This window comes from Candidatus Obscuribacterales bacterium (genome assembly GCA_019744775.1).
Lineage (GTDB): Bacteria > Cyanobacteriota > Vampirovibrionia > Obscuribacterales > Obscuribacteraceae > SBAT01.
Genome location: JAIETZ010000004.1, coordinates 342,724 through 368,148, shown reverse-complemented (window position 1 = coordinate 368,148; position 25,425 = coordinate 342,724). Strand labels below are relative to the sequence as shown.

General features: G+C 47.1%; 23 protein-coding genes and 1 tRNA gene. 13 read left to right on the top strand and 11 right to left on the bottom strand.

Annotated features, from left to right (window positions below; all coding sequences use genetic code 11):
- The 4 genes from K2Y22_11120 to carB form a co-directional block, all read right to left on the bottom strand.
- The gene (locus K2Y22_11120; GenBank protein MBX9878997.1) at positions 1-339 is read right to left on the bottom strand and encodes a hypothetical protein; all 339 of its coding nucleotides are present in this window, start codon (positions 337-339) and stop codon (positions 1-3) included.
- 97 nt (positions 340-436) lie between these two features.
- Entirely contained in the window at positions 437-1,105 is a 669-nt protein-coding gene (deoC, locus tag K2Y22_11115) for a deoxyribose-phosphate aldolase (protein MBX9878996.1), read from the bottom strand.
- A 94-nt stretch (positions 1,106-1,199) separates the two neighbouring features.
- Positions 1,200-1,784, bottom strand: a complete 585-nt coding sequence (locus K2Y22_11110) for an NAD(P)H-dependent oxidoreductase (GenBank protein ID MBX9878995.1) — start codon at positions 1,782-1,784, stop codon at positions 1,200-1,202.
- A 171-nt stretch (positions 1,785-1,955) separates the two neighbouring features.
- The gene (carB, locus tag K2Y22_11105; protein ID MBX9878994.1) at positions 1,956-5,228 is read right to left on the bottom strand and encodes a carbamoyl-phosphate synthase large subunit; all 3,273 of its coding nucleotides are present in this window, start codon (positions 5,226-5,228) and stop codon (positions 1,956-1,958) included.
- 150 nt (positions 5,229-5,378) lie between these two features.
- Here carB and K2Y22_11100 point away from each other — a divergent pair, with 150 nt between their 5' ends.
- On the top strand, positions 5,379-6,413 hold the full coding sequence (locus K2Y22_11100; protein ID MBX9878993.1) for a lysophospholipase: 1,035 nt from the start codon (positions 5,379-5,381) through the stop codon (positions 6,411-6,413).
- Here K2Y22_11100 and K2Y22_11095 read toward each other — a convergent pair.
- Together K2Y22_11095 and K2Y22_11090 are read right to left on the bottom strand one after the other, a co-directional pair.
- A complete protein-coding gene (locus K2Y22_11095; GenBank protein ID MBX9878992.1) occupies positions 6,410-7,216 on the bottom strand; it encodes a serine protease in 807 nt (268 codons plus the stop codon). The genes K2Y22_11100 and K2Y22_11095 overlap by 4 nt on opposite strands.
- Before the next feature lie 102 nt (positions 7,217-7,318).
- Positions 7,319-7,834, bottom strand: coding sequence for a gamma carbonic anhydrase family protein (locus tag K2Y22_11090; GenBank protein ID MBX9878991.1), 516 nt, complete (start codon positions 7,832-7,834; stop codon positions 7,319-7,321).
- Positions 7,835-7,913: 79 nt separating this feature from the next.
- On the opposite strand from K2Y22_11090, the gene K2Y22_11085 reads away from it, so the two are divergent.
- A complete protein-coding gene (locus K2Y22_11085; GenBank protein MBX9878990.1) occupies positions 7,914-8,978 on the top strand; it encodes a tetratricopeptide repeat protein in 1,065 nt (354 codons plus the stop codon).
- 60 nt (positions 8,979-9,038) lie between these two features.
- On the opposite strand, the gene K2Y22_11080 is transcribed toward K2Y22_11085, so the two are convergent.
- Together K2Y22_11080 and K2Y22_11075 are read right to left on the bottom strand one after the other, a co-directional pair.
- Positions 9,039-10,409: a MurT ligase domain-containing protein gene (locus tag K2Y22_11080; GenBank protein ID MBX9878989.1), complete on the bottom strand. Its 1,371-nt coding sequence runs from the start codon at positions 10,407-10,409 to the stop codon at positions 9,039-9,041.
- Between the two features lie 5 nt (positions 10,410-10,414).
- Positions 10,415-11,320 (bottom strand): NAD(+)/NADH kinase, encoded by a 906-nt coding sequence (locus K2Y22_11075; protein MBX9878988.1) that lies wholly within the window; start codon positions 11,318-11,320, stop codon positions 10,415-10,417.
- A 170-nt stretch (positions 11,321-11,490) separates the two neighbouring features.
- Between K2Y22_11075 and alaS the strand changes: the two genes are divergently transcribed.
- The 5 genes from alaS (at position 11,491) to K2Y22_11050 (ending at position 16,998) form a co-directional block, all read left to right on the top strand.
- The gene (gene alaS, locus K2Y22_11070; protein ID MBX9878987.1) at positions 11,491-14,175 is read left to right on the top strand and encodes an alanine--tRNA ligase; all 2,685 of its coding nucleotides are present in this window, start codon (positions 11,491-11,493) and stop codon (positions 14,173-14,175) included.
- Entirely contained in the window at positions 14,172-14,591 is a 420-nt protein-coding gene (locus tag K2Y22_11065) for a ribonuclease HI family protein (GenBank protein ID MBX9878986.1), read from the top strand. The genes alaS and K2Y22_11065 overlap by 4 nt, the downstream gene beginning before the upstream one ends.
- Positions 14,592-14,683: 92 nt before the next feature.
- Positions 14,684-15,628 (top strand): branched-chain amino acid transaminase, encoded by a 945-nt coding sequence (locus K2Y22_11060; protein MBX9878985.1) that lies wholly within the window; start codon positions 14,684-14,686, stop codon positions 15,626-15,628.
- 90 nt (positions 15,629-15,718) lie between these two features.
- On the top strand, positions 15,719-16,540 hold the full coding sequence (locus K2Y22_11055; GenBank protein ID MBX9878984.1) for a hypothetical protein: 822 nt from the start codon (positions 15,719-15,721) through the stop codon (positions 16,538-16,540).
- Positions 16,537-16,998, top strand: coding sequence for a hypothetical protein (locus K2Y22_11050; GenBank protein ID MBX9878983.1), 462 nt, complete (start codon positions 16,537-16,539; stop codon positions 16,996-16,998). The genes K2Y22_11055 and K2Y22_11050 overlap by 4 nt, the downstream gene beginning before the upstream one ends.
- Here the strand turns inward: K2Y22_11050 and K2Y22_11045 are convergent.
- The 3 genes from K2Y22_11045 to K2Y22_11035 all read right to left on the bottom strand — a co-directional run bounded on the left by K2Y22_11045 (position 16,995) and on the right by K2Y22_11035 (position 19,474).
- Positions 16,995-18,173 (bottom strand): ribonuclease D, encoded by a 1,179-nt coding sequence (locus tag K2Y22_11045; GenBank protein MBX9878982.1) that lies wholly within the window; start codon positions 18,171-18,173, stop codon positions 16,995-16,997. The two genes, K2Y22_11050 and K2Y22_11045, sit on opposite strands and share 4 nt — an antisense overlap.
- A complete protein-coding gene (locus K2Y22_11040) occupies positions 18,170-18,919 on the bottom strand; it encodes an inositol monophosphatase family protein (protein MBX9878981.1) in 750 nt (249 codons plus the stop codon). Before K2Y22_11040 ends, K2Y22_11045 begins: the two co-directional genes overlap by 4 nt.
- Positions 18,920-18,991: 72 nt before the next feature.
- Positions 18,992-19,474 (bottom strand): YbjN domain-containing protein, encoded by a 483-nt coding sequence (locus K2Y22_11035; GenBank protein ID MBX9878980.1) that lies wholly within the window; start codon positions 19,472-19,474, stop codon positions 18,992-18,994.
- Between the two features lie 107 nt (positions 19,475-19,581).
- On the opposite strand from K2Y22_11035, the gene K2Y22_11030 reads away from it, so the two are divergent.
- The 6 genes from K2Y22_11030 (at position 19,582) to K2Y22_11005 (ending at position 25,409) form a co-directional block, all read left to right on the top strand.
- Entirely contained in the window at positions 19,582-20,022 is a 441-nt protein-coding gene (locus K2Y22_11030; protein ID MBX9878979.1) for a hypothetical protein, read from the top strand.
- A 32-nt stretch (positions 20,023-20,054) separates the two neighbouring features.
- Positions 20,055-21,383: a hypothetical protein gene (locus K2Y22_11025; GenBank protein ID MBX9878978.1), complete on the top strand. Its 1,329-nt coding sequence runs from the start codon at positions 20,055-20,057 to the stop codon at positions 21,381-21,383.
- Between the two features lie 136 nt (positions 21,384-21,519).
- Complete coding sequence (locus tag K2Y22_11020) at positions 21,520-22,695, top strand: hypothetical protein (GenBank protein ID MBX9878977.1); 1,176 nt, start codon at positions 21,520-21,522, stop codon at positions 22,693-22,695.
- A 40-nt stretch (positions 22,696-22,735) separates the two neighbouring features.
- Positions 22,736-24,190 (top strand): hypothetical protein, encoded by a 1,455-nt coding sequence (locus K2Y22_11015; GenBank protein MBX9878976.1) that lies wholly within the window; start codon positions 22,736-22,738, stop codon positions 24,188-24,190.
- A gap of 13 nt (positions 24,191-24,203) precedes the next feature.
- The gene (locus K2Y22_11010) at positions 24,204-25,154 is read left to right on the top strand and encodes a hypothetical protein (GenBank protein ID MBX9878975.1); all 951 of its coding nucleotides are present in this window, start codon (positions 24,204-24,206) and stop codon (positions 25,152-25,154) included.
- Between the two features lie 183 nt (positions 25,155-25,337).
- Positions 25,338-25,409, top strand: a tRNA-Asn gene (locus tag K2Y22_11005).
- The last annotated feature ends 16 nt before the right edge of the window (positions 25,410-25,425 follow it).

Genomic DNA, 25,425 nt, shown 5'->3' with positions numbered 1-25,425 from the left:
TTAGTTGAGTTCAGAATTTACCGGCATCGGCACTGTAGCTTCCGGCAATTCAATTGTCGGCGCAACTTGAGTGACAGTCGGCGAAGGTGTCGGCTCAATAGGAGTCAGCGTGTTAATGCCCATGCTGCCCATGAGTTTCTTCAGACGAATTCTTTGCAGTTCATAGCAACGATTGTTACGCTTGTGAACAACGCCTATGCGTTCTAACTGCTTAATGGCTTCCAAGTGGTCTGTGGGGACGTCCGCAACTTCAACGGTTCCTCTGGTTTCTAGCCAATTAATAGTTGGCGATAGAATCCTTAAAAGCTTGACCATCGGCTGCTCGAACATAGATGTCATATCCTCACCTCCACGTGGAGTATGATTTTAACATCTTTACATCTAATTTGTCCCATAATACAGGGTTGGCAAGGGACTTAAGAATCCCGCTATCGCTTTAGTAGCCTGCTTTTGCGGGCTGTTTGCCCTTGACTATTGCAACGCCGGCCGATGTTCCCAGGCGTGTGGCGCCTGCATCAATAAGGGTCTGTGCCTTTTCCAAATCACGAATACCTGCACTGGCTTTGATGCCCAAAGAGCTGCCGGCAATGGCTTTCTTGATCAATTGAATGTCTTCTACAGTTGCACCTTTGCCGTCTTTGACAAAGCCGGTTGAAGTTTTGACCATGGCTGCTTCTGCCTTGACGCATGCTTCAGCAGCAGCGGTTTTCTCTTCGTCTGTTAATAGGTCACATTCGATAATTACTTTAACAGGAGCACCTTTGGATACTTTTACTATTGAGCGAATTTCGTCTGTGACATAGTCAATATCGCCATCTTTGAGGGCGCCGATGTTAATAACCAAATCAAGCTCTTCCGCGCCTTCGGAAATTGCACGTTGTGCTTCGGCAATTTTTATATCCGTGAGATTGGCTCCCAGAGGGAATCCTATTACGCAGGCAACAGCTACTTTGCTGGAAGAAAGTTCTTTTACTGCCTGGCGAACATGGCAGGGATTGACGCATACAGAGTAGAAATTATGCTCTTTAGCTTCTTCGCAAAGCTTGGTTATCTCAGCACGAGTGGCTTGTGGACTCAAAAGTGTGTGATCTATGTATTTAGCAATATCCTGGCTCACGGGTCATCCCCCTTGCAAAAGGTCTATGAAGGCGACAATTATAGCGCTTTGAAAGCAGGGATTTGGCTTTTGCCAGTCTTCCTTATGGAGCTTTCAGCTTGGCTGCAATTTTTGCCACATTGCGCCCGATATCCATGACAGCTTGTTGCTGTTTGGCATCTTTCAAGGAGCCGTCGTCGTTAAATGCTTCATTGGCTTTGCTGACGGCCACTTGTTCGGGTATTACCAGCGAAAAGATGTTATTGAAGATGGCTCGTACGTGAACCAGCCCACGTAACCCGCCCAAGGCGCCTGGTGAAGCACTCATGAGTCCAACCACCTTACCTTTGAAACAAGCTAGTGTGCCCTCGCCTTGCACTGGACGTGATGCCCAATCGATAGCATTTTTCAATGCTGCTGTAATTGAGCTGTTGTACTCAGGGGCAGAAACCAAAAAGCCGTCGTGACTTAACATCAAGTCTTTGAGTTTGCGCGCTCCTGATGGCAGTCCGTTTGCATCTTCGTTATCCTGATTGAAGATAGGCAGATCAAAATCAGCAAGATCAACGAACGTGGTATCAGCACCAGCTTCCTTTGCACCTGCTTCGGCAATTTTGACGAGCTTTTTGTTGAAGGAGCTTTTACGCAGTGAACCTGCGAAAACAAGCACTTTTGGTTTAGTTGACATTTTGAACTTTCCTCTCAAAAATTGTCATCTCGACCGACTGAGCTTTAGCGAAGGAGTGGAGAGATCTGCCGCGCTGAATACATGCTGTACGTGGTCTAACAGATTCTTCGAGCACATGTAGCAGATTTCTCCACTCCGCGCCTTTGGCGCTTCGGTCGAAATGACAAAAAACTATGCGTTGCTGGGTACTTCACGTGTTGCTTTTTCCCAGTAGGCAATATTGCTGTGGTATTCCTGCAGGCTCTTCACTGCCAATGGACCAGCTTGTAGAGCAGAAATACCTGATACGGTCGCCCGGGCACCAGATAAGGTTGTCACAACAGGGACGTTGTAATTGATAGACGCTTGTCGAATTACTTGATCGTCGACATGCGCAGTGCGTCCAGATGGGATGTTAATGACTAGATTGATCTCGCCATTTTTGATGCGGTCAACCAAGTTGGGTCTGCCTTCGGAAACTTTGTTGACTGTCACTACAGGAATGCCGCCTGATCTGACAACGGATGCTGTTCCGCGTGTGGCGACAAGTTCAAAGCCTAACTGATAAAGGCTTTGTGCAATCGGCACCACTTCTTGTTTGTAATGATCCGAAACGCTTATAAAAACACGGCCTTTGACAGGCAGATCGTGACTTGCGGCAAGTTGTGCTTTGGCGAATGCTAGTCCAAATTGAGAGGCAACTCCCATCACTTCGCCTGTCGAGCGCATTTCCGGACCAAGAGCAATTTGCGCGCCTGGAAAACGCTTGAAAGGAATAACCACGGATTTTACAGAAACATGCGGCGGAATTAGACGCTGGCTTATGTTCAATTCGGAAAGCTTTTTGCCTGCCATTACTTTAGCCGCTAGTTTTGCCCATGGAACACCTGTTGCCTTCGATACAAAAGGCACTGTGCGACTGGCTCGTGGATTGACTTCCAGAACATAGAGCAATTCATCTTTGACGGCAAATTGAATATTCATCAAGCCGACTACTTTTAGCTCGCGTGATAATGATTCTGTTGCCGAGCGAATTTCTTCAAGCGTTTTGAGCGGAATAGATTGAGTCGGCAGCACGCAAGTGCTATCACCTGAGTGCACGCCGGCTTGTTCAATGTGCTCCATGATGCCGGCAATAATTGTTTCTTGTCCGTCGCAGATAGCGTCGACATCAATTTCAATTGCGTTTTCCAGGAATTTGTCGATTAGCACTGGACGATCCGGCTCAACTCTAAGAGCTGTGGAAAGCCAACGTTGCAATTCTTCTTCACTATAAAGAATTTCCATTGCTCGACCACCAAGCACATAACTTGGGCGGACTAAAACCGGATAACCAACTTCTCTGGCGATACGTTGTGCCTCTTCCATGCTGTAGGCAGTTGAGCCAGGCGGTTGACGCAAGCCGAGTTTCTTGATCATGTCGTTGAAGAGTGCCCTATCTTCAGCTCTGTCGATTGATTCAGGTGCAGTTCCGAGAATTTTGATGCCGCGAGCTTCCAGCCCTCGCGACAATTTTAGTGGGGTCTGACCGCCAAGTTGAACAATTACACCAAGCGGCTTTTCTTCCATTGCAATGTGCGTGATGTCTTCTAGCGTTAGAGGTTCAAAGTAGAGCCTGTCTGAAACGTCGTAATCGGTGGAAACAGTTTCCGGATTAGAGTTGACCATGATGGCTTCCAATCCCATTTCACGCAGAGCCAAGCTTGCTTGTACGCAACAATAATCAAATTCAATACCTTGACCGATACGGTTAGGACCGCCGCCCAAAATAATTACCTTCTGTTTGTTGGAAGGTGGTACTTCCGATTCTTTCTCGTAAGTTGAATAAAGATACGGCGTCGAAGCAAGAAATTCTGCCGCGCAAGTATCAACTGTTTTGTAAGTTGGGAAAATCTTGAACTGCGAGCGCAATTCAAAGACTTGATCTTCACTTACTTTCTTGCCGTCTCTGCTAATTGCGTGCGCAATTTGTCTATCGGAAAATCCAAGCTGCTTCAAGTGAGTCATGTAGGCCTTATCCAAGTCATTTAAGCTTTTGCCGCTTAATTGTTTGGTCTCTTGCCAGATTTCCAGCAAGTTATCTAGAAACCATGGATCGATGTTGGTCAGCTCTTCGATTTCATCTAAAGGCAAGCCTGCTTCAAAGGCGCCAAAAATATCTGTTAGGCGGTGGCGGTTTGGAACCGACAATCGCTTACGCCATTCGCTGGTGTCAGCTTCCAGTCTTGAGGGTATTGCTGTAAAACCATTTAGACCCAGTTCCAGTCCGCGCAAAGCCTTTTGCATTGATTCTTGGAAGGTGCGGCCAATTGCCATCACTTCTCCGACAGACTTCATTTGTGTCGTCAACGTATTGTCGGCGCCGGCGAATTTCTCGAAATTGAAGCGTGGAATTTTGGTAATTACATAGTCAATTACCGGTTCGAAAGATGCCGGTGTTGATTTAGTAATATCGTTGGGGATTTCATCGAGCGTCAAACCAACTGCTAATTTGGCGGCAATTTTTGCAATTGGATAGCCGGTAGCCTTGCTGGCTAGTGCTGATGAACGTGAGACGCGCGGATTCATTTCGATGACTACAATGCGGCCTGTTTCAGGGCACACACCGAATTGAATATTTGAGCCGCCTGTATCTACTCCGACAGCGCGAATTACCTTAATAGCAGCGTTGCGTAACTCTTGATACTCTTTGTCGCTTATTGTCTGCAATGGCGCAACTGTTATGGAATCGCCTGTGTGCACGCCCATAGGATCAAAGTTTTCAATCGAGCAGATGATTACCACGTTGTCCTGGCAATCGCGCATAACTTCCAACTCGAGCTCTTTCCATCCAAGTACACTTTCCTCAAGCAATATCTCGTTGACTGGGCTGGCATTCAGACCTGATTGAGCAATTTCATCTAATTCTTCTTGGTTGTAGGCAATACCGCCACCTGCGCCACCTAGCGTGAACGCCGGACGAATAATGATGGGAAAACCAATTTCATTGGCGATGTCTTTTACATCACCCAATTTTCTGGCGATGCCGGATTTTGGTACATACAATCCAATCTCAAGCATCTTGGCTTTGAAGAGATCGCGATCCTCTGCCAACTTAATTGCTTTGAGCTTGGCGCCAATGAGTTCAACACCTTGTTCTTCCAGAAAACCTGACTCAGCTAATTCAACAGCCACGTTCAATGCTGTTTGACCACCCATTGTCGGCAAAAGTGCATCCGGCTTTTCTCTTTTGATAACTTCGCGCGCAACAGATGCAGTTACCGGTTCGATATATGTTCTATCTGCCACTTCCGGATCGGTCATGATCGTCGCCGGATTGGAGTTTATAAGGACGACTTCGAAACCCTCTTCTTTGAGCGCCTTGCAAGCCTGTGTGCCTGAGTAATCAAATTCGCACGCCTGACCAATCGTTATCGGACCAGCCCCCAAAACCAGAATCTTTTTCAAGTCGGTACGTTTAGGCATATGTCCAATCTCAATGTGAGGTGAAAACACTGACAGTGTACTAGTTTTGTCTGCAAGATTTTATCACTTGACATCAGGTCTCCATGTTTTGAAATATTAGATCTGTTGGTACATGACTAGTAGCGGCTTATCTTTGAAACTGGGTCTTAAATGCAAGCTCACGGTAGCTCTTTTACTAGAAAAATTGCGCAGTTGTCTCTTGCAGTAATTCTCTGCATTGCCTCGCCTTGTCCGCCTGGATTCACTCAGGCAGAACGAAACGACCAGGGCGTTCTAGTTCGCGAGCTGAAATTGCCCGTGTACGAATGGTCGGATAAGACCAAAAACGAACAAGGAGTAGTTATTGCCATTCATGGATTGATGAAGCATGGCGCTGCCTACGATAAGCTCGGCGGCTATTTGGCCGACAAAGGTTATGTGGTTGTTGCGCAGGACTTGCGCGGCTATGGACGCTGGCACGACGACAAAGGCAATTTCAAAGGCGGAGACAAGGTAAGCTACGAAAAATCCTACGAGGATTTGGTAAATCTGGCAGCGCGCATGCGCTCGCTTTATCCCAATCGACCGATGTTTTGTATCGGTGAAAGTCTTGGAGCAGACCTTGCTCTTCATCTGGCCGGCGTTCGCCCGGATCTAACAGACGGACTGATTCTTTCCAGCCCGGCAATTGCTCATCACCATTCACTGTGTAAGCAAATGGTTGTTGACGCTGCGAAGTTTTGTACAAACCCCGGGCGCGAGTTAAACATGGAGCCGTACATTAAGTCGTACACGTCAGACGATCCAAGAATCACCGATGAAGCTTTGAAAGATCCTCTGACCCGTCGCTCTTTGAGTCTCAAAGCTCTTCTGGGTAGCCGCAAAACAATGAAGGAAACACTTGCTTATGTGCGCAGCATCCCGCCGCATATTCCCGTACTTATTATTCAGGGCAGTGCCGACAAGATTATAAAAGCCGACGGCATAGTTGATTTGATGACTAATTTGAAGTCCAAAGATCAAACAGTAAGATGGCTGGACTCACGTGGGCACGTGCTTTTAGAGACTGCATTTATCAATGACAATACACTGGAAGCAATTTCCGGCTGGTTGACTCAACACATGCCGCAAACGCAGGTAAAAGGCGTGATATTCAAGTCAGCATCTAAACCGAATTCATCGTCGAGTAAAAAACTTGGATCTTAAAACTTGGACTCAAGTTTGTAAGTCACTGGTTGTTTAATCATTCTTATGCCATCAGTGATTGGTGTTGAAATACTGATTGGTGACTTCGATCCCGGTTTGGTGCCTTTATCGATTATGCCGATTGGCAGGAAGTCTTTGTTGAATAATACGCCACCGGACATTCCTGCTCGCGTCTCAATGTCTGTGACAATTACTGTTCGCGATGGGTTTTCCCCTATTTCTAAAGCACCTGCCGAGGCAATTCCTGAAAACGACAACTTGCTGGTGTTTCCAGGGACGATAGTGAATTCTCTACCGTCGGGGTAACCGGCCGAATAGGTTTTACCAGTGTAAGTCTCAACCGAGGCTGGTTTTTCCAAGATCAAATAAGGTAAGGATTTCTTGGGTTCAACCACATGACCGGAAGCCAGGTCCGTATTGTGATCTCGTCTGTCCACCACTGCTTTTAAAACCTGTCCGTTATTGAGCAAAACCTGGCAAGTGTTAGCTTCACCGACGACGTGCAGGTCTGTCATGAACTCCCCGCTTGCAGCATAAAAGAATCCAGACCCTACGTTTACTCCATCGCTTTGTCGCGCAAAGACACGAAAGATAGCTTCTTTGTGATTTAGCCGGTTGTGAGCCATGGTCATTGGGCTGTTGCCGGCGCGCACCAAGGACTCGACTGGTTTGACCCTTTCGGCGGGTACAGTGCTAGGTTGTTTTAAGGCAATGCCGGATTCAGAAAGCATTTTGTAGTGGACCGTATCCACCGGACGCTGCTTCTGTTTGATGTCATCGAGTAAGTCTTCGAAGTAAGACAAAGTGTCGCCTGTAATTTAGGGACTATCGCTGCTCCTAAGTATAGATGCGCAAAACTGTCTGGTCATTGGGGAGACCACGTATTTTTAAATGAAAAACTGGACTTATGTTAAGGGAAGCTCTTTGTAAATGCGCCCATATTCGACGTAATGCTGCCAGTTGAATTTTGTCCGATTCAAGTCTTCATCGGACATCTGGCGAACTACTTTGGCAGGAACGCCCATCACCAGGCTCTTTGGTGGGATTTTTGCATTGGGGGAGACAACCGCCCCGGCGGCAATTAATGAACCTTGCCCGATATGGGCACCATCAAGAATTACCGCGCCCATTGCGATTAAGCAATCAGACTCAATGTGGCATCCATGCACGATAGCGCCATGTCCGATGGTGACGCGGTCTTCAATGACTACTGGTAGTTCGTGGGTGACATGTAAGAGGCAACCGTCCTGGATATTGCTGTCTGCGCCAACGACAATTGAATTGATGTCGCCACGTAACACTGCGTTAAACCAGACACTTGAATTTTTTCCTAAGCGAACGTCGCCAATAATGGCTGCACTCGGCGCTACGTAAGCGCTTGCGTCGATTTGAGGTTTTAGTTCTTTATACGGATATATCATCAGGTTTATTGTAACGTCTCATATAAGAAGGTTAGAGAAGGTTATAATATCTCCCGGTTTAGTTAGAGGGGGATTTACCTTGAAAAGCCTGAAGCCAATAGCTCTTTCACTTCTGCTCGTAGGTAGCTGCGCTAGCGCCTTTGCAGCAGTCAGTCCGGCAGATGTTCAAGCTGCTGACAAGTGTATTGAAAAAGGCAACGATTTCTTTGCAAAAATGAAAACCAAAGAAGCAGCCGTTCAGTACAGGGAAGCCATTCGTCTTAACCCGGACAGCGCTAAGGCTCACCAGAGATTGGGCGCCGTATTGGCCGCCTCCGACGATTACGAAACAGCAGTTTTGGAAGAACAAACAGCTCTTCGTCTTGATCCAACATACTTCTTGCCCCATGTAGTAATTGGACAAATCTACGCTAACCAAGGCAAAAACAAAGAAGCCATCGTTGAATTCCGCAAGGCAGTCGAGCTGAAGCCGACAAGCTTCCGTGCCCATCTTGATCTCGGCATGATGCTTGCTTCAACCGGTCAAAACGATGAAGCTATCGATATTTACCGTAAATCAATTAAGCTAAACGACAAAGATGCTGCACCGCACGTCAATCTTGGTGTTTTGCTTGCGCAAAAGGGTCTTGTAAAAGAAGCCATCGCAGAAGAAGAAACCGCCATCCAAATGGAATCGACTTCTCCTGAAGCCTATATCAACCTCGGTAATATCCAAGGTGATTCCGGTGATACTGATGGTGCAATTAAGAGCTTCAGACAAGCTTTGAAGATTGCTCCGGAACATCCAAATGCACACAGCGGTTTGGGTTGGATGTTGGCTAAGCAAGGCAACCACAAGGAAGCTATTGTTGAGCAGCGCAAGGCCCTCAAGATATTCCCAACTTTTGGACCAGCACATAGAAGATTGGCTAGTGCTTTGAATGCAACTGGTGATTTCAATGGAGCTCAAAAAGAGTACAAAGAAGCCATCAAGTTGAATGCGAACGACACAGCCAGCCATCTCGAATATGCTGAAGCCCTCAAAGCAAAAGGCATGTACGATGAGGCGCGCGCTGAGTACAACAAAGTGAAGGAAATCAATCCGAACATCAAAGCAGCAACGGAAGGTCTAAACAGTCTACCAAAGCAAAGCGCTAAGAAGTAATCTTCACTTCTAAGGTAATTAGAGAAAGGGTCGGCATGCCGACCCTTTCTTATTATGTGCCTATGTGCCCGACAGGTTGTAGCCCATCGACTTCAAAATCTTTTGCATTTCAAGCAAGCAAGTGTATGTCGGCAGTATCCACAAAGTCTGATCATCGTCTGTTGACTCGAGTGCTTGCTTTAAGGCTGCTTCCAGTGGAGTAACAACTCTAATTTGCCCGGTTGGCAATCCGGCATATTTCATTCTCACTGCCATGTCTTCTGCGCGCTGTCCGCTGACTATGACTTCTTCTTTGGCGTCAGACAATTGTTCAAACTCAGCGTCCCAGAGCCAGGAAATGTCTCGTCCATCGGCTAGGTTATCGTTGATTGCGATAAGGATTTTGGCATTTGGGTCACAAGCAACTGCGGACACAACTTGCGAAGCACCGGCCGGATTTTTTATAAGCTGGATAATCACTGCTTTGCCTTCGATTGTGATCTTCTCTGATCGGCCAAATAGTGTTGAATACTTATTTAGTCCTTCTTTGATTGTCTCGCCGGCAATATCCAATTGGAAAGCAATTGCGGCAGCTGCCAATGCATTGTAGACATTGAACATGCCAGGCAGATTTAGGTGAATCTCAGCTGATATGTGGCCGTGACTGACGCGGAAAGTGGAACCTGCCGGATGAACGGTCACATTATGCGCTTGCACGTCAGGCTTGGGTCGCTTATTGCTGCATTTCGGGCAAGCGTAGTGTCCTAACTGACCGTAAAATATCAAGTCATAGCTGTATTCACTGCCGCATTTGCCGCAATAGGAAAGTTCGGCAAGCTGACCAATTTGGCTTACGCATGTGGGATTGATCGATTCGATACCGTAAAAAAGATGATCGCTTTCAGGAGCAAGGCTTGCGACATTTGGATCGTCCGCATTTAAAACTGTCTTCGAATGGTTGATGGCAATGCCTTTGTTGATTAGGCGGGCAGTGGTGTCAAGTTCACCAAATCGATCAAGCTGATCGCGAAATAAATTGGTTACAATGACGTGGTTAATTTCAATCTCGGCGGCAACTAAAGGAAGCGCTGCCTCGTCTATTTCGAACAAGCAATAATCGGTGTCCAATCTGCCTTGCCAGTTGGCATTATCAATTAGCGTGGCGGTGATTCCTGTTACCAAATTTGCACCCTGGCGGTTATGCACCAGTTTGTAGCCGGCTTTGGAAAGAATTGAAGCTAGAAATCCGGAAGTCGTGCTTTTTCCATTGGTGCCTGACACCGCAATTACACCAAGTCTGCTTTGCTTTGCCAACTTGTGTAAAACAGAAGGAGACAGACGCCTTGCAACTTTTCCGGGTAGATTGGTACCGAGTCCCAATCCGGCAACGCGAATAGCTTGCGCGGATAATTTTCCGGCGGCAATAGCAAGACTGTCGGTTACCTGCGACAAAATACTCATCCTTGAAAAATTTGATTGAGATTTGGGTCGATGTAGGCCATGAGATCTGTTTTGCTTGCGCGAATAATGAGTTCTTCGCCTAATGGGAAGCGGTAGACAATATGAGCGCCGTCGATAAAGATAGCTGCTGTTCTTGTCTCGGATACTATTTTCATTTCTTCAGCGAGATTTGTGATCAGCCCCTTGGTCAGATGCCAATTTTCATTGGGGCGCGGGCAGGGCTCGCGTACTACATATTGGAAGCTGCGATCGGTAATTGGAAATACTTTTCCGCCTGCTGCTCTTAAAAATCCAGTTGAGCCTGCCGGCGGTCCAACTAGAATTCCTGAAGATCTTTGCTCTTCGCGTTTGCCTGGAACTTCGATGAAATAGCGGCTTGTGCCGGCCGGGTTGCTATGGCAGATGAGCACTTCGTTCAAAACTTGCTGGCTGATTGCTTGACCGTTCAACACTAGTTCCAAGCGTAGAATTGGTTTAGGCGTTAATTTGCCCGCTTCGATATCATCGAGTGTCTGGCTGAAAGTTCTATCGTTGGCAATACAAAAGTGACCAAAGCTGGAGGACGTCGCCGAATTTACGCCAAGAATTGGAATCGTCAAAGTGTGATGAGAGGCATCCAGAAAAGTGCCGTCACCGCCCACGGAAACTATGAGATCTACATCAGTGACAATTTTTTTGTTGAGATCGGCGCGTGCCGCCATGTAGTATTCGATGTTGCGACGTGTGAGCTCGCCTTTTATTTTTTCAAGAGTGCCGTAGTGTTCATCGTGAGCGCGAACAACACGCGTGACCGAGGCGTGACCTTGTTCAATTAGCTCTAAAAAGCGCGGCTCTTTATGCTCGACCCCTTGAATCTGGTAAGTCGATTTCTTGTAAACGATAAGGACTCTTGAGAGCTTCACGGCTTTTGACTATCTATGACAAAGGGTTCTCAAGAACAGTTGAGATTAAGGATACTCAAGCATTCAGGACTTGAAGGTTAGCAGATTTGGCTGCCCGTGTCAGTCCCCCGCTGTCAACTGATATACTTAATGATCCCGCAGAACAACTGCGGCATTCGAGGTTATTAGCAATGACGCTTACTGGAGCTCAGATTCGCGACAAATTTGTTGCGTACTTCCGCGACAAACGGGGGCATTTGTACTTGCCTTCGGCAAGCCTTATTCCTGATAACCCGACTTTGCTTTTGACCTCAGCCGGCATGGTTCCTTTCGTGCCGATTTTCCTGGGACTAAAGCCGCCTACAGATCCGCCACGTGTTGTAACCGTGCAGAAAGTTACTCGAGCAGGCGGTAAAGACTCAGACATTGAAAATATTGGGCGCACGCAAAGACATCACAGCTTTTTTGAAATGCTGGGCAACTTTAGCTTTGGCGATTACTTCAAGAAGGATGTAATTCCTTGGGCATGGGAATTGTGCACCAAAGATCTTGGCTTGGAGCCGGATAGAATTTCCGTATCTGTTTTTGCCGGAGACGAGCAAAATGCAGCTGACGATGAGTCTTATGATATTTGGCACAAAGTAGTTGGCGTTCCTAAAGAACGAATTCATCGCCTAGGTCGTGCCGACAATTTCTGGGGACCTCCCGGACCAACAGGCCCATGCGGACCTTGTACCGAGCTTTATTACGATAGAGGTCGTGAATACGGCTGCAATGACGATCCGGAAAAATGCGGCATTGGTAAATGCGAATGTGATCGCTATCTAGAGTTCTGGAATTTGGTCTTGATGGAACTCTTCAAGGATGAGAACGGCAAATTCACACCTTTAGAGAAGAAAAACGTAGACACAGGCTCCGGTCTTGAGCGTGTTGCGACCATTCTTCAGAAGAAGCGCAATACATTTGAAACAGATTTGCTCTTCCCAATTCTGGAAGCGGCCGGCAAGTTGGCGAATGTCAATTACGATGGATCAGAGGGTAATGAGAAAGATGTCTATTTAAAGATCATCACAGATCATGCTCGTTGCGTCACCTTCCTAATTGCTGATGGTGTGCGTACAAGTAACATCGGCCGTGGTTATGTTTTGAGATTCATTATTCGCAGAGCTGCTCGCTTTGGACGTTTGCTTGGCTTGAACGAACCATTTATCTACAAACTGGTGCCGACAGTTGTTGATATTTATGGCGATCATTATCCTGAACTCAAGCAAAGTAAGGAATTGATTGAAAGAACAATTCGCGAAGAAGAAGAGCGCTTTGGTAAAACAATCGATCGTGGAATGAGCTTGCTTGAAGAACTTCTTGGCGGCAAAGAGCCTGTTATCGATGGTCGCTCTGCTTTCAATCTTTATGCAACCTATGGCTTCCCTGTGGAGTTGACGCAGGAAATTGCAGTTGAACATAAAAAGACTGTGGATATGGATGGCTTTGCTCAAGCCAAGAAAGAACACGAAGATGTTTCTTCGGTCAACAAATTCAATGTCATCATCACTGGTGATGAGGCTCTAGGTAAAGTTCTCAAAGAACACGGTACAACTAAATTTACCGGATACAGCGCAGTCGAAGACAAAAGTAAAATTGTCGCACTTGTTCAAGAAGGCAAACTTGTCGAACAGCTAGAAGAGGGACAGGAAGCTGAAGTTGTTCTTGATCAAACTCCTTTCTATGCCGAATCAGGCGGACAAGTTGGTGACACCGGCTTGCTGTCTTCTGATGAGGGCATGCTTACTGTTCTTGACACTAAAAAGCACGAAGGATTGCACGTTCACAGAGTGCGCGCATTATCCGGATCAATCGAAGCTAATCAATTAGTCAAAGCACTAGTTGATAAAGACAGGCGCGAGCAGACTGTGTTGCATCACAGCACTGCGCACTTATTCCATGCTGCTGTTAGAGAATTATTGGGCAAGCACGTTGTACAGGCTGGTTCGCAAGTCGGACCGGAAACAATGCGCTTTGACTTCAGCTTCGAGCGTCAACCGACAGCTAAAGAACTTCAGCAAATTGAAAAGACAATGAATGACTGGGTAAGAATGAACTTGCCTGTCAAAACTGTCGAGATGAGTTTGGATGAGGCAAAAAACACCGGCGCCATTGCCATGTTTGGTGAAAAATATGGCGACGTAGTGCGCGTTGTGAAGATGGGCGATGCCAGCCTTGAATTCTGTGGTGGCACACATGTGGCATCAACTGGCGAAATTGGGCCTATCAAAATAATTTCCGAAGGCAGCGTTGCATCAGGCGTTCGCCGTGTGGAAGCTCTATCCGGGCCAAAAGCTTGGCTGCATATAAGCCAGCACATGAATATTCTTTCGCAAGTTGCGGATAGATTGAAAGTACGTCCTGGCGATTTGATTGATCAGATAGAACGTTTGCAAGATCAGTTAAAAGCCAGAGAAAAAGCGGCCGCACAGTTGGAAGAGAAATTGGCAATGTCCAAAGTCCCTGAACTTTTAGCCAAAGCTAAACAAATAGGCGACATTCGCTTAATTGTCTCCACAGTAGACAACGTTTCAGCAGATGGCTTGAAAGCTGTTGTTGAACAAATGCGCACGCAAGCAAATGACTTGGTTGTTATTGTTGGTTGCGCACTAGCTGCCGACAAAGTGACTCTTGTCGCAGGTGTTTCCGAGCCGCTGGTGAAGCGTGGACTAAATGCCGGTAAGCTTATTAAAGAAGCAGCCACTATTTGTGGTGGCGGTGGTGGTGGGCGTCCACAATTGGCGCAAGCCGGCGGCAAGATGCCGGAAAAACTTGGTGAAGCACTGTCCAAAACAGAGGCTCTTGTTCAACAAGAGATGAATGCAAAAGCATGACCGGCAACGACATAGCGATCATATATACAGATGGCGGCTCGCGCGGAAATCCCGGTCCGGCAGGAATTGGCGCCGTCATAACAAAAGGTGGGCAGCCGGTTGCCAGCATAAGTGAATTTCTCGGCACTACGACGAATAACGTGGCTGAATATACGGCCCTCATAAGAGCGCTTGAAAAGAGCATCGAGTGCGACATCAAAAGCGTTGAAGTGCGCACAGATTCAGAGCTTATGGTTAAGCAGATGAATGGCGAATACCGAGTCAAAAACGAGGGACTGAAGCCGCTATTTCTGAAAGCTCAGGCACTTAAAAACCGTTTTGCTTCCTTTGTAATTGTCCATGTGCGCAGAGAGCAAAACAAAGAGGCTGATAGACTAGCCAATTTAGCTATGGATATAGGCCCTGGAGCTGGCTAAATAAAAATTCCAGTGTGAGCTCAAAGCGGCATCTAGTGCCATAATGAAGCTTAGATCTACTAAGTATATGTCCCTTTCAAAGAGAGATTGCCGTGAGCCAAGATAAGTCATATGCCTTTTTTGAAGGCAAATTCGTGCCCATGGAAGATGCGAAGATAAGCATCATGACGCACGGATTCCTGTATGGAACAGCCGTCTTTGAAGGCATTCGTGGCTACTGGTCAGACAAGACGCAAGAGATGTATGTCTTTCGCTTGAGAGAACATTTCGAGCGCATGTTCGACAGCATGAAAATCATGTATTTGAACGTTGATTTTTCAGTAGATGAACTCTGCGATCTGACAATTGAACTTTTGCGCAAAAATGCTCCGAAGACAGATACCTACATCCGTCCGAGCGCTTACAAATCAGGCATGAGAATTGGTCCGACACTCACAGATAACCCGTCTGAGTTTTGTATGTTTACCGTGCCGTTTGGTGATTATTTTCATGGTGCACCTGGTCTCAAGGTAATGGTTTCAAATTGGCGCCGCGTGGAAGACAATGCAATTCCAGCACGCGGAAAAATTATTGGTGCTTACGCAAATACCGCACTTGCAAAAACAGATGCTGTACGCGCGGGCTTTGATGACTGCATAGTGTTGTCCGAAAACGGACACGTGTCTGAAGGTAGTGCGATGAATATTTTCATGGTGCGCAACGGGCAGTTGATAACGACACCTGTTTCGGAAAATATTTTGGAAGGTATTACTCGCGAGACAGTAATGGAATTTGCTGAAGCTGAGCTTGGATTGAAGACAGTAATTCGCTCAGTCGACAGAAGCGAGTTGTACGTTGCCGATGAATTATTCTTCTGCGGTACAGGCGCGCAAGTGGCTCCAATTCTTGAAGTTGATAGACGCCCAGTTGGTGATGGCGGCGTTGGACCTATCTCACAGAAGATAAAAGACATGTACGAGTCTATTTGCCGTGGTGAAATGCCAAAGTATAAGAAATGGCTGACGCCCGTTTATGCCAAGTCTGCTGCGGCTAAGTAAACCCGATAATTCATTAAATAGCCCGTTTGTTAATTGACACTCCGTATTGGCTCGCCAATAATGGAGAAAGTCCCTTTGTTGAGACATTAAGTGGCCAATAAGAACCCTCAAGCTAAGGAAGTATCGGAAAAGCCTGTTGCTTCCGATCACGCAGCGTCCCCCTCCAAAGTAGGCTCGGAGGCAATTAACTCGCCCGAGTATGCCAAGCTGGGACCGAAAGAATACGCCAGTCTCGCTAAGCAAAATGTAGAGATGGAGGAAAAGGGCACCTTGCCTAAATTGCCGCTAAATCTGGACTTGAGCAATATGGCTAGTGGACTGCAACAGATGGGCGACACTATTGATCAGATAGCTAGTCATGATTATGGTAAGGATGTGCAACAGCGCTTGGCGGAATTGGCCTCTGAGCTCGATGCTGGTTTAGGCAAACTGATACACGGTAATGCCGGAGACAAACCGCAGCCAAATTTTCCAAATGAATCACTCGGTGTAATCCAGGATCTAAAAGATCGTCCGATGAATTCGTATAACTGTCATTTTCTGGTGAAGTCACACATTGAAGGTTCTCCGCCGGAGGAAAATACAGCTAAAGCGCGTAACGAGCAAGTAACTCCAAATTACTTGCACCAACACGGCTATGAAGAAGTGAAGGATGGCAAAAATGCCAAGCCTGGCGACATAATTTTAGTCGAAGACACTGGCGCTGACGGCAAGGGTCACTACTACAACCATTCAGCAATAGTATCGGCGACGGACGGCAAAGGACATGTGACTCAAACTTTGCAGAAACTGCATCCGGATGCACCAGTTGCGACGCTTAACCCAACCAACTTTAAGAACACATACGCTCCTGATAGTCGGTATAAAATTCACATCTATCGAAATCCGGACAAGGAAGGGCATCTGGAGTGAAGTCACATAGCGCCTTGTTGCTGCCAGCGATTGCGTTTGCTCTTTTGGGAAGTATCGTTCTTTTTGGAATGTCTTACTGGATGCAAACTTCTCTTACAGAGCAGTTTGTTGCGGATTCAACAGAACTTCTGAAGCACCCTCGCTATCTCAAGTCTGTTGCCTTAGCGCACATCGTTTTTGTTGTGTTGGCGTTTGTGGCTAGCTTTCTTTTACCAAGAAAACTGCTTACCGCAAATTCTCTCATTTACATTGTTGTACTGTACTGTTGTTTTTCGTTGACCAACTTAGGCATTTGGTTTGCCTTAACATCAGCTAGAGCGATCTCACATACAGATCCGTTTTACTTTTACTTTCCAGTCAGTTTGGAGCTAACTCCGGTAGTGGCTGGTACGCTAGTGCTGGCTATGGTGTGCGGTTTTTCTGCTTTTTGGATTCGTCGAAAAGTCGAGAAAGTCTAATTGTTATCTATTTGAAGTTCGATAGGGTGCTGGGAGTTGCCCATCTTCCAGCTGACTTTTGCTCCGCTGAGAATGTCGAGGAGTTTTTGTCCCGCAATTTCTTTGCGCCAGCCGATAAGCAATGGTAAGGTGCCGTTGTCATCTTTCTCGCCGCGGTGAATGCGGATTAAGAGTTGGATTTCGTCGCGAGTGGCTACTAACTCCGGTGCTAGATCGAGGTCGTAGCAAATCACTTTTAGAACTGCGTATAGTTGATCACCTTGCAGGACGTCACGTTTGGTTGGGGCTGATGAGTGCGGCCAACTGGGGCAGTCATCCATCGAGACTTCCAGTCCGACTTTTACAGCCTGCAAAATGTCATTGCCGTAATGGCGAATTTGATCGGGGCGCAGACTTCTCAGCCTCTGCATGTCTTCTATTCGCTGCGGAGGACGCTTGCTTAGCTCTAGCAGAATATTGTCGGAAATAATTGTTCGTACAGGCTTGTTGTTTTTAGCTGCTTCTCCGTCGCGCCACCAGTAGAGTTGCTGTAATACGGATAGTCCGCGTCTTGGTAGCGAGCTCGCACCTTTCACACGCATGAAGGCCCGCGAGCGGTCTTTGATGTAATATTCCTGCTCGGTGTAACGTTGGCATTCTTCAAGTGCCCAAGGTAAGCGATTGAGTTTTTTGAGATTAGCTTCAACGCGATCCCAAAGAGGAAGCAAGTGGCGAACATCGTCGAGGGCGTATTCTACTTGTTCTTTCGTCAACGGACGAACCATCCAGTCCGTGTAGCTTTCTGTTTTTGAGATGCTTACTTGCAGCAATGTTTGCAAAAGTTTTGCATAGCCAACCGGATAGCCAAAGCCGGCAAATCCTGCAGCAAGCTGAGTGTCGACGATGTTTTGCGGCACAAGTCCGGAATTAGCATAGACGAGATCGAGATCTTGATCTGCTGCGTGAAGCACAACAAGAATTTCCGGATTGGCAATTCTTTCCCAAAGAGGTTTTAAGTTGGGCACAGCCAATGGATCAATTATCGTCACTAGATCATCGAGCGCAACTTGAATGAGACACAACTCTGTGCTGTAGGTCTTTTCCGGAATGAATTCCATGTCGAGACAAAAGCGTTTTGCTTTGTCTATGCGAGCACAGAGATCATCTAATCCTTGTTGATTGACGATGATGCTCATGGGCTGGTCCTCTGCTTTAAGTATTTGCGCGACCAATCGAGAGCGCCGGTTTTGCCAATAACAATTGTGCTGTCGTGTCGGATGGCAGGCAGTGGAAAATGTAAGTCATTCGATTCCAATGACCCTACATCCAGACCTGCGCCTAGCGCTAAAGCAACCGGTGCGGCCGAATCCCATACTTTCAATTTTCCTGATAGATGTACAAATAGATCCGCTTCGTTATCGAGAATTCTTGCTACTTTCAAACCGATACTACCGGTAACCAGCCATTCTATTTCGGGAATGTCACCTATCCAGGGATTATTCCTGCGGTCACGGCGCCCCATTGCCAGCCTTACTTGTTTCATTTCCAGCATGTCGCCTAAAGGCGCACAAGCATTTGCTTGCAGCTCTCCTGTTTGTAAAAACGAGCCATGATTTGGTCCGCCGAAATAAAGACGTTCGCTGACAGGTGCGTATACCCAGCCGAAGACCGGTTTTAATTTGTGCAAAAGGCCAATCATTACACAATATTGGCCGTCGTTTTTGACGTAATTGTCTGTTCCGTCAATTGGATCTACAAGCCAAATGTTTTCGCTGGAAATTTCCTGATGGTGATTTTCATCTTCTTCGGAAATGATTATGTCGTTAGGAAATCTTTTGCGCAGTCCGGCGGTGAGAATATCTGAACAAGCATGATCTGCTTCCGTAACAAGATCATGCGGACCGGTTTTTTCCTTGATGCCGACGCCTTCGCGCATGGCCATGGCCAACCGGCCTGCTTCCACTGCCAGACCAGATACGAAACCTATGTCGTCCTTCGTAATCGTAGTATTTACCTATGCGTGATCGTCGGAATACATTTGAGCTTTAAATTGCCCGGAGAGTTCTTCGTCCAGCAAATCCGCCACATAGGCAACAGACCAAGCGAGTTCATCAACCTCTTCTTGGTTTAAGCCTAAGGTCGGTCGTTGTGCAACAACTAATACAACATCGCCGTGGGTGGCTAGAGCACAACTGCTCAAGTTGCAATTGATATCAAGCAGCCTTCTGAAAAACGCTTCCTGGTTTTCCTTGGGAATGAAAACAAGAGGGCTGGTAAGACGCAACACCGGACCGCCAGCGGCATCTTGCACAAAGATATACACCTTTGCCGAGCCTTGCTTCATCCACCAGCCGCATCCTTCGGAAGACTTCAATACCTGATGATCGGGATTGAGCCCGCGGCTCTTGAAGTAAGTGCTTATCATGCTCGCTACTTCTTCGACGCTGCCCTTGGTGGCTTTGTGTGTTCCAAATAGACCCATATGCTGTGGCCCCATGTCGTTGACACCGTGATTTAGTATACCCGATAATAATACTTTACATGTTGTTTCAAATAGTGCTCGTACGGGCACAGGGAATGTGGCGAGATCGGGGGGATGCTTGTATGAGGCATATCAGTAACTCATTGGTGCTTGTGCTTTCACTAGCAACTTTCGCTGGAACTTTCGTGCCCGCAATAGCTCAAGATGCGTCGGCCCCAATGTTGCAGGGCGGTGTGTCGCGCACTCAGTACAGCGGTAGTGATGTTTTGGTTGGTACTGTTATCGTCACGAAAAATCCCCACGTCCATTTCACTGTTCACAGAGACTACGTAACCGGCAGAGTTTATAACCCTGCACCAACACCGGAAGAGTGTGCGGCTGCGGTGAACACGGGACTTAGTATTTTCAATTCTGTGATGGGAATTGTTGATAGTTGCGGTGGATTCTCTGGAGGTGGCGGAAGCTCCTCCGGTGGATATAGCTCTGGTGGAGGCTATAGCAGCGGCGGGACTTGCAGCGGCGGTGGCGGATACAGTTCTGGTAGCAGCTGCAGTGGTCACTAGGTACAGCATTTAGAGTTGAAAGAGCGGCGTTTATGACACTACGGGTTCTCACTCTGGTTGCACTTCTGCTTCAGTTTATTTTTCACTTTGACATAGACTGTCAGCCTGCTTATTCTCAAACAGCAACAGCCATGCCTGTCAACGGTGGTGGAATGTCTGCCATCTTGTTTAATACAAAAAACGGACAGTTGCGAGTTAATCTGCCGGATGATACATCGGAAGGTGACACTATATCCGGCTCGGTGATTATTGAACCTAAGGGCAGAAATCAAACTGAGCAAACAAAAAACGAAGACGAATTAAATGGTTATGTAGTGGAAATCGCCGATCAGAAAGCTCCTTGCCGTCTTGGCGATTTCAAATGTGTAATGCCGACAGCCAACAATATTGTTGATCTTGTCTTGAAAGATAAGAAGGGCACAAGAGTTTGTTCGACCAGCGTCAAAATTTACGATAAGCCTCCACCGCTTCCTTGTGCCAAGTATCCAGGGACTTGCATGCTCCCACCTTACGCTCAAGCTGGTTGGCCAATACAGTGTCGTGGTCCGTGCGATGGCGATTTTAATAATTCATCTGTAAAAGTTGCAGGCAAAGAGTTGGTCAAGTTTTGCGAGTCGCCACGCAAGCTGGTGGTTGAGTGTCCCAACAATGTTCAAGGCACGACAACAATTGAAATGCGCGAAGGCAATGCAATTGCCACTGGTAAATTTACGATTCTTGCTGTGGACTTAAAATGTGGACTGACCGACATTGAACGCGGCAAGACAACCACTCTTGCTGTCACAGTTTGGGGACTAGACGGAATAAGTGAACCGGTAGATCTTCAAATTAACAATTTGGCTCCAGGTGTCGTGCAACTAGATGGTGGCGACAAACAAACAGTCAAGCTGGAAAAACAAACAGGCACTTGGACAAAGTCAATGAATGTCAGCGCGATAAGAAGTGGATCTTTTAGTTTCGTTGCATGGGTGCTGGAACCGCCAATAATCAATGTCACTTATTTTCAGCCCTACGGAAGTACTCGACCCATTGAACCGCCTCCACAGCAAGCTAGTCAACCTGCGACACCAAGCATTGCTGGTACATGGAGTTCCACTTACGGTCCAATGACACTGGAAGTAAGCAATCAACCGAATGGTTTGCAGCAAGTGAAAGGTCATTGGCAGCAAGCGGCGGATAAACAGGGCGTGATTGAAGAAGGCGTTTATGATCCCAAAGCCGGCACTGTAAACTTTTCTTACTACGAACATTGGATTAACGTACATGGTACGGCCAGCCTTAATTTGTCCGCTGACGGAAGAACGCTGGAAGGTACGTGGACTCAAGCTGGTTCTACAGGACGCTGGACACTTACTCGCTAATATTTTTACTTAGGATTCGTTTACATAGCGCGATTATGGCGCGCTGATGATTGCCACCTGGGTATAACACCCGTGGCGTAAAAGGATCGACGTGCGCATTGCGCAATTAGTCGGATTTTTCTAAAAGGACGGGAAAATGAACAAGAAAAAGTTGGGTTGGTTGACCCTAAGTACTTTTGCTTTAACCACGCTTATTGCTTACAATCCGGTGCTAATTGCAAAAGTCACTGGACAAAGCCAAATAAGTGCAACGTCCAAAATTGGTGATGGTTTAAACACCACAGTTTTTGATACGCCAAACGGCAAAATCAGTGTCAATTTGCCGGAAGATATGGCGACGGGCGATACGCTTTCAGGAACAGTAATTGCTGAACCTGTCGGACAGACCGCTAAAGAAAAAGAAGAAAATGAAGATGAACTCAATGGTTATGTAGTTGAGGTTAAGAAGGCTCAAGAGCCGGCTCCGCCGCAAGAGAAGTTGCCGTCGGATTGTCCGCCGCCTTGTTTGCCTACAGGATTTACGATGCCGCCTGTGATTCCTATTGCGGAATTGCCGCCTGAGGAATGTCCTCCTGAAGAAGAAAAACCGTGTCCGGGTGAAAAGAAACCACCATGTTCAAAACCACCCAAGACTTCGTCCAAACCGCCTTGCACTGGTAGTAAACCAACGACAAGTAAAAATAGCGGCACTTGCGGCAAGCCGGCGAAACCAATTAGCTGTCCAGTTAGTAATGCAACACCGATGAATCCTCCGACATTTGTCTGTGGATTGGGAAGAGATCCAATTGACTTGGTTCTAACACACAATGGACAACCGGTTTGTTCAAAGCCGGTACCACATCCACAAAAACCAATGAACCCAGGCTATCCACCTGGTGGTTGCACAATGCCGACAGCTGGTCAAACAGGTAAGCCAATTACAATTGGTGGTGGCTGTGACGGTTATTCTGGCAATACAGGTGTTAAGTGTGGTGGCGTTAAATGTCCGCCGTTAGCAGAAGGTCCGCGCGGCACTGTGGTGAAAAGCCCTGGTAATATTGTTGGACCAACTGATATTACCTTTACTGAATGCGGCAGAACTGCAAGAGGTAGGTATTGCAACCTGAAAGTAAAAATGAGTGCTCCAAAGACTGTGCTCAAGAAAGGTGAATCTACAACAGTAACCGTTATGGTTTATGGAGTAGAAGGACTAGCCGGCCCTGTTGAATTGAGAATTGAAAATCGCTCGCCGAATGTAATTGACATGCAGGGCGGGAATTCTCAAGTCATCACAATCAATCCGTCATCCGGAGGACAGCGCACAGCGCAGTAGTCCGAGTCACCACACACAACCATTGTCTGAGGAAAAGATCATGAGGACAAATAATCGTTTATTGCTTTCTTTGCTGGTGCCGCTGACTATTGCAGGACAGTCAACTGTGTCTGTGGCAGAGGAACAGCCCTACTCAACGACGTTCCAAATTACCGGTAAAGAAGGCGGCGGATATTCGATATCTGCCATCGTTAAACCAGCATCGCCACAAGCTATGCCTCTGTCGGTGATTCAGAATCCGGAAAGAAAGCCGGCTGGCGAAACAGCTAAGCAGCCTGGAGAGGATGCCGCCGGTAAAAACCTGGTGAAGGAAGATCCAAATCAGAAGCCGGAAGAAAAGACTGCACAACAGCCGGGGCAAAATAATGCTCCTGTGACCAAACAAGAACTAGAAGATGTCGCTAAAAAGATGGCTGAGCAAATGCAGAAGCAACAGGAGGAGTTGGCTAAGCAGATGCAGAAGCAGCAAGAGGAATTGGCAAAACAATTGCAAGAGCAACAGCGCCAGGCTAATCAGCAATTAGCCCAGCAGCAGCAGCAAGCCAACCAACAACTTGCTAATCAGCAGCGTCAAGCTAATCAACAGTTAGCCAATCAGCAGCAGCAAATAGCTAATCAAATGGCCCAGCAGCAACAGCAAACAGCCAATCAAATGCAGCAAGGGCTTAACCAATTAGCCCAGCAGCAGCAGGCTTTGGCGCAAGCTGCAATACAGGCCCAACAGCGCCAGCAAAGGCAATTAGGTCGCCTATTTGCTCAGGCAAGGCGAGATCAAATGATGCGCAATTTCGAACAAGCAATGTTCGGCAATCCAAACTTGATGAATCAAATGGGTATGAATACTGCTCAAGGCATCATGGGATTAGTAAGTCAAATGATGCAAGCGGCAAGCCAAATGGCCGGACAAATGCGCGGTGGGCAAGGACAGGGTCAAGATGGACAGCAGAATCAGCAAACGGCTCAAGGGCCAACAGCACAAGAAATTGCAGCCGAGTTGCAAAAGCTAATGGGCGATAAACTCTCCACAGACGCAGCCGAAAAAGTATTGACCGCTCTTAAACAAACAGCTCAAGCGCCAAGTCCTCAGGCACTCAATGACCAAATGCAGGAATTTACCGATCTCGGCAAACGCCTGCAGGAAGCTCCGCAATCAGAATCTCCCTCGCGTGTAAGCAGTGCGGCCGATGATCTGAGTGTCGGACCCAACGATTACGAAGGTCTAGCAAAACTTGCAGACAAGTTGGCTAGAGGCGACAATCGCATGACCAAGCAGTTTTTGGAAATGTCACTTGATGCAGCAGGCAGAGTATCCAGCGGCAATTCATACACTTCAGCTGAAAAGCAAAAAGCACGTGAGTTTGCATTGAAACTTGTATCTCGATTCAAGGATTTGAAGGAACAAGTTGGCAGCAGCAGCGCTTCGGAAAGAAGCATGCGTAGCGCTCTCGAGTTCGATATCGACAAGTGCATGAGAATCAATAACGAAACAGCCTGAAAGGCAGGTACAAATGAAAAAGCTTGAGCCAACAGTACTAAGCGTGCTTGTTGCGTTAGCTACTATTCCTGCGCCTAGCTGCGCTCAAGAAGACGGAATATCTCCGGGTTACAAGCATGATGTGCAAATAACAGGAAAATCCGGAGGACCATATAACGTAAAAGCATCTGTTAAACCTCAAACAGAAGTTGTTCCTATGGGCTTGGCCAATAAGAAATCCGGCACTAATGCCTCGGCACAAAGCGATAAGGACAAGTCCCCTGGATTGAGAAATTTAGAACGGATATTGTTTGGTTCGGCATCGGATGATTTGCCTATACTGGATCCTACGACGACAGCAGCTTTAAATGATTTTGTAAACTCAAAAGATCCTCCTGCTTCCAGTCAAACAACGAAACCGACAACATCACCTTTGGCAGCAGCTTCGAGCGCGATGGACCCGGAAGCGCATCATCACCAACAAGCCGGTGGTGGTCCTGAGGATCATCACCATACACTGCCGACAGATGGCAGTCCTGGTGCGGATGATATTACAAATGGGGCCATAACGACCTTCTATGACAATCTGCCTAGTGATGTTGTTGACCGCCTTTCCGGCATGGGCGTTGATCCTTTAGCAACCGTACATGCAGCAGGCGATCCATATGCGCCTTATGCGATTGCCTTGAATCGCGGTGATTTCAATTCTATGCGCAGGTATGCTATGGATGATGCTGTTGATAATTTGCGACAGAGAATAGCAATGTTAGGTCTGGCCGGTGCATCTGCTTTGCGTAATTTGGCAAATCCCAAAAATACAGACACCTTTCCGGCAAAAGATACGCTTCGCAAGATAGCAGAAGATCTGCACTATGCTGGTCAAGGTTTGGACGAAAATAAGCCCGGTGAGGCCAGGCTGAAAGCAACTTGCGAAGACATTTCGCGTATCTGGTCCAATATGACTCAACCGAAGACAAACAAATAAATTACTGTTTACAGATTCCGCAATATTCAGCCAGCTACCTGTGACAACGCTCCGTACCGGAAACAGCCACCCAGAGAGCTCTCAAGCCCTACGGGTGATGTCATGAGGTTTGGGTTCATGCCGGGGTGGGTTTTCAGGGGTTAGAACCCGGTTGCTGACATGTTAATATAAGAAACCTTCTATTCCCGAGTAGCGCAGTGGTAGCGCAGGTGACTGTTAATCACTTGGTCGCTGGTTCGAATCCAGCCTCGGGAGTTTTTTATTGTCTACA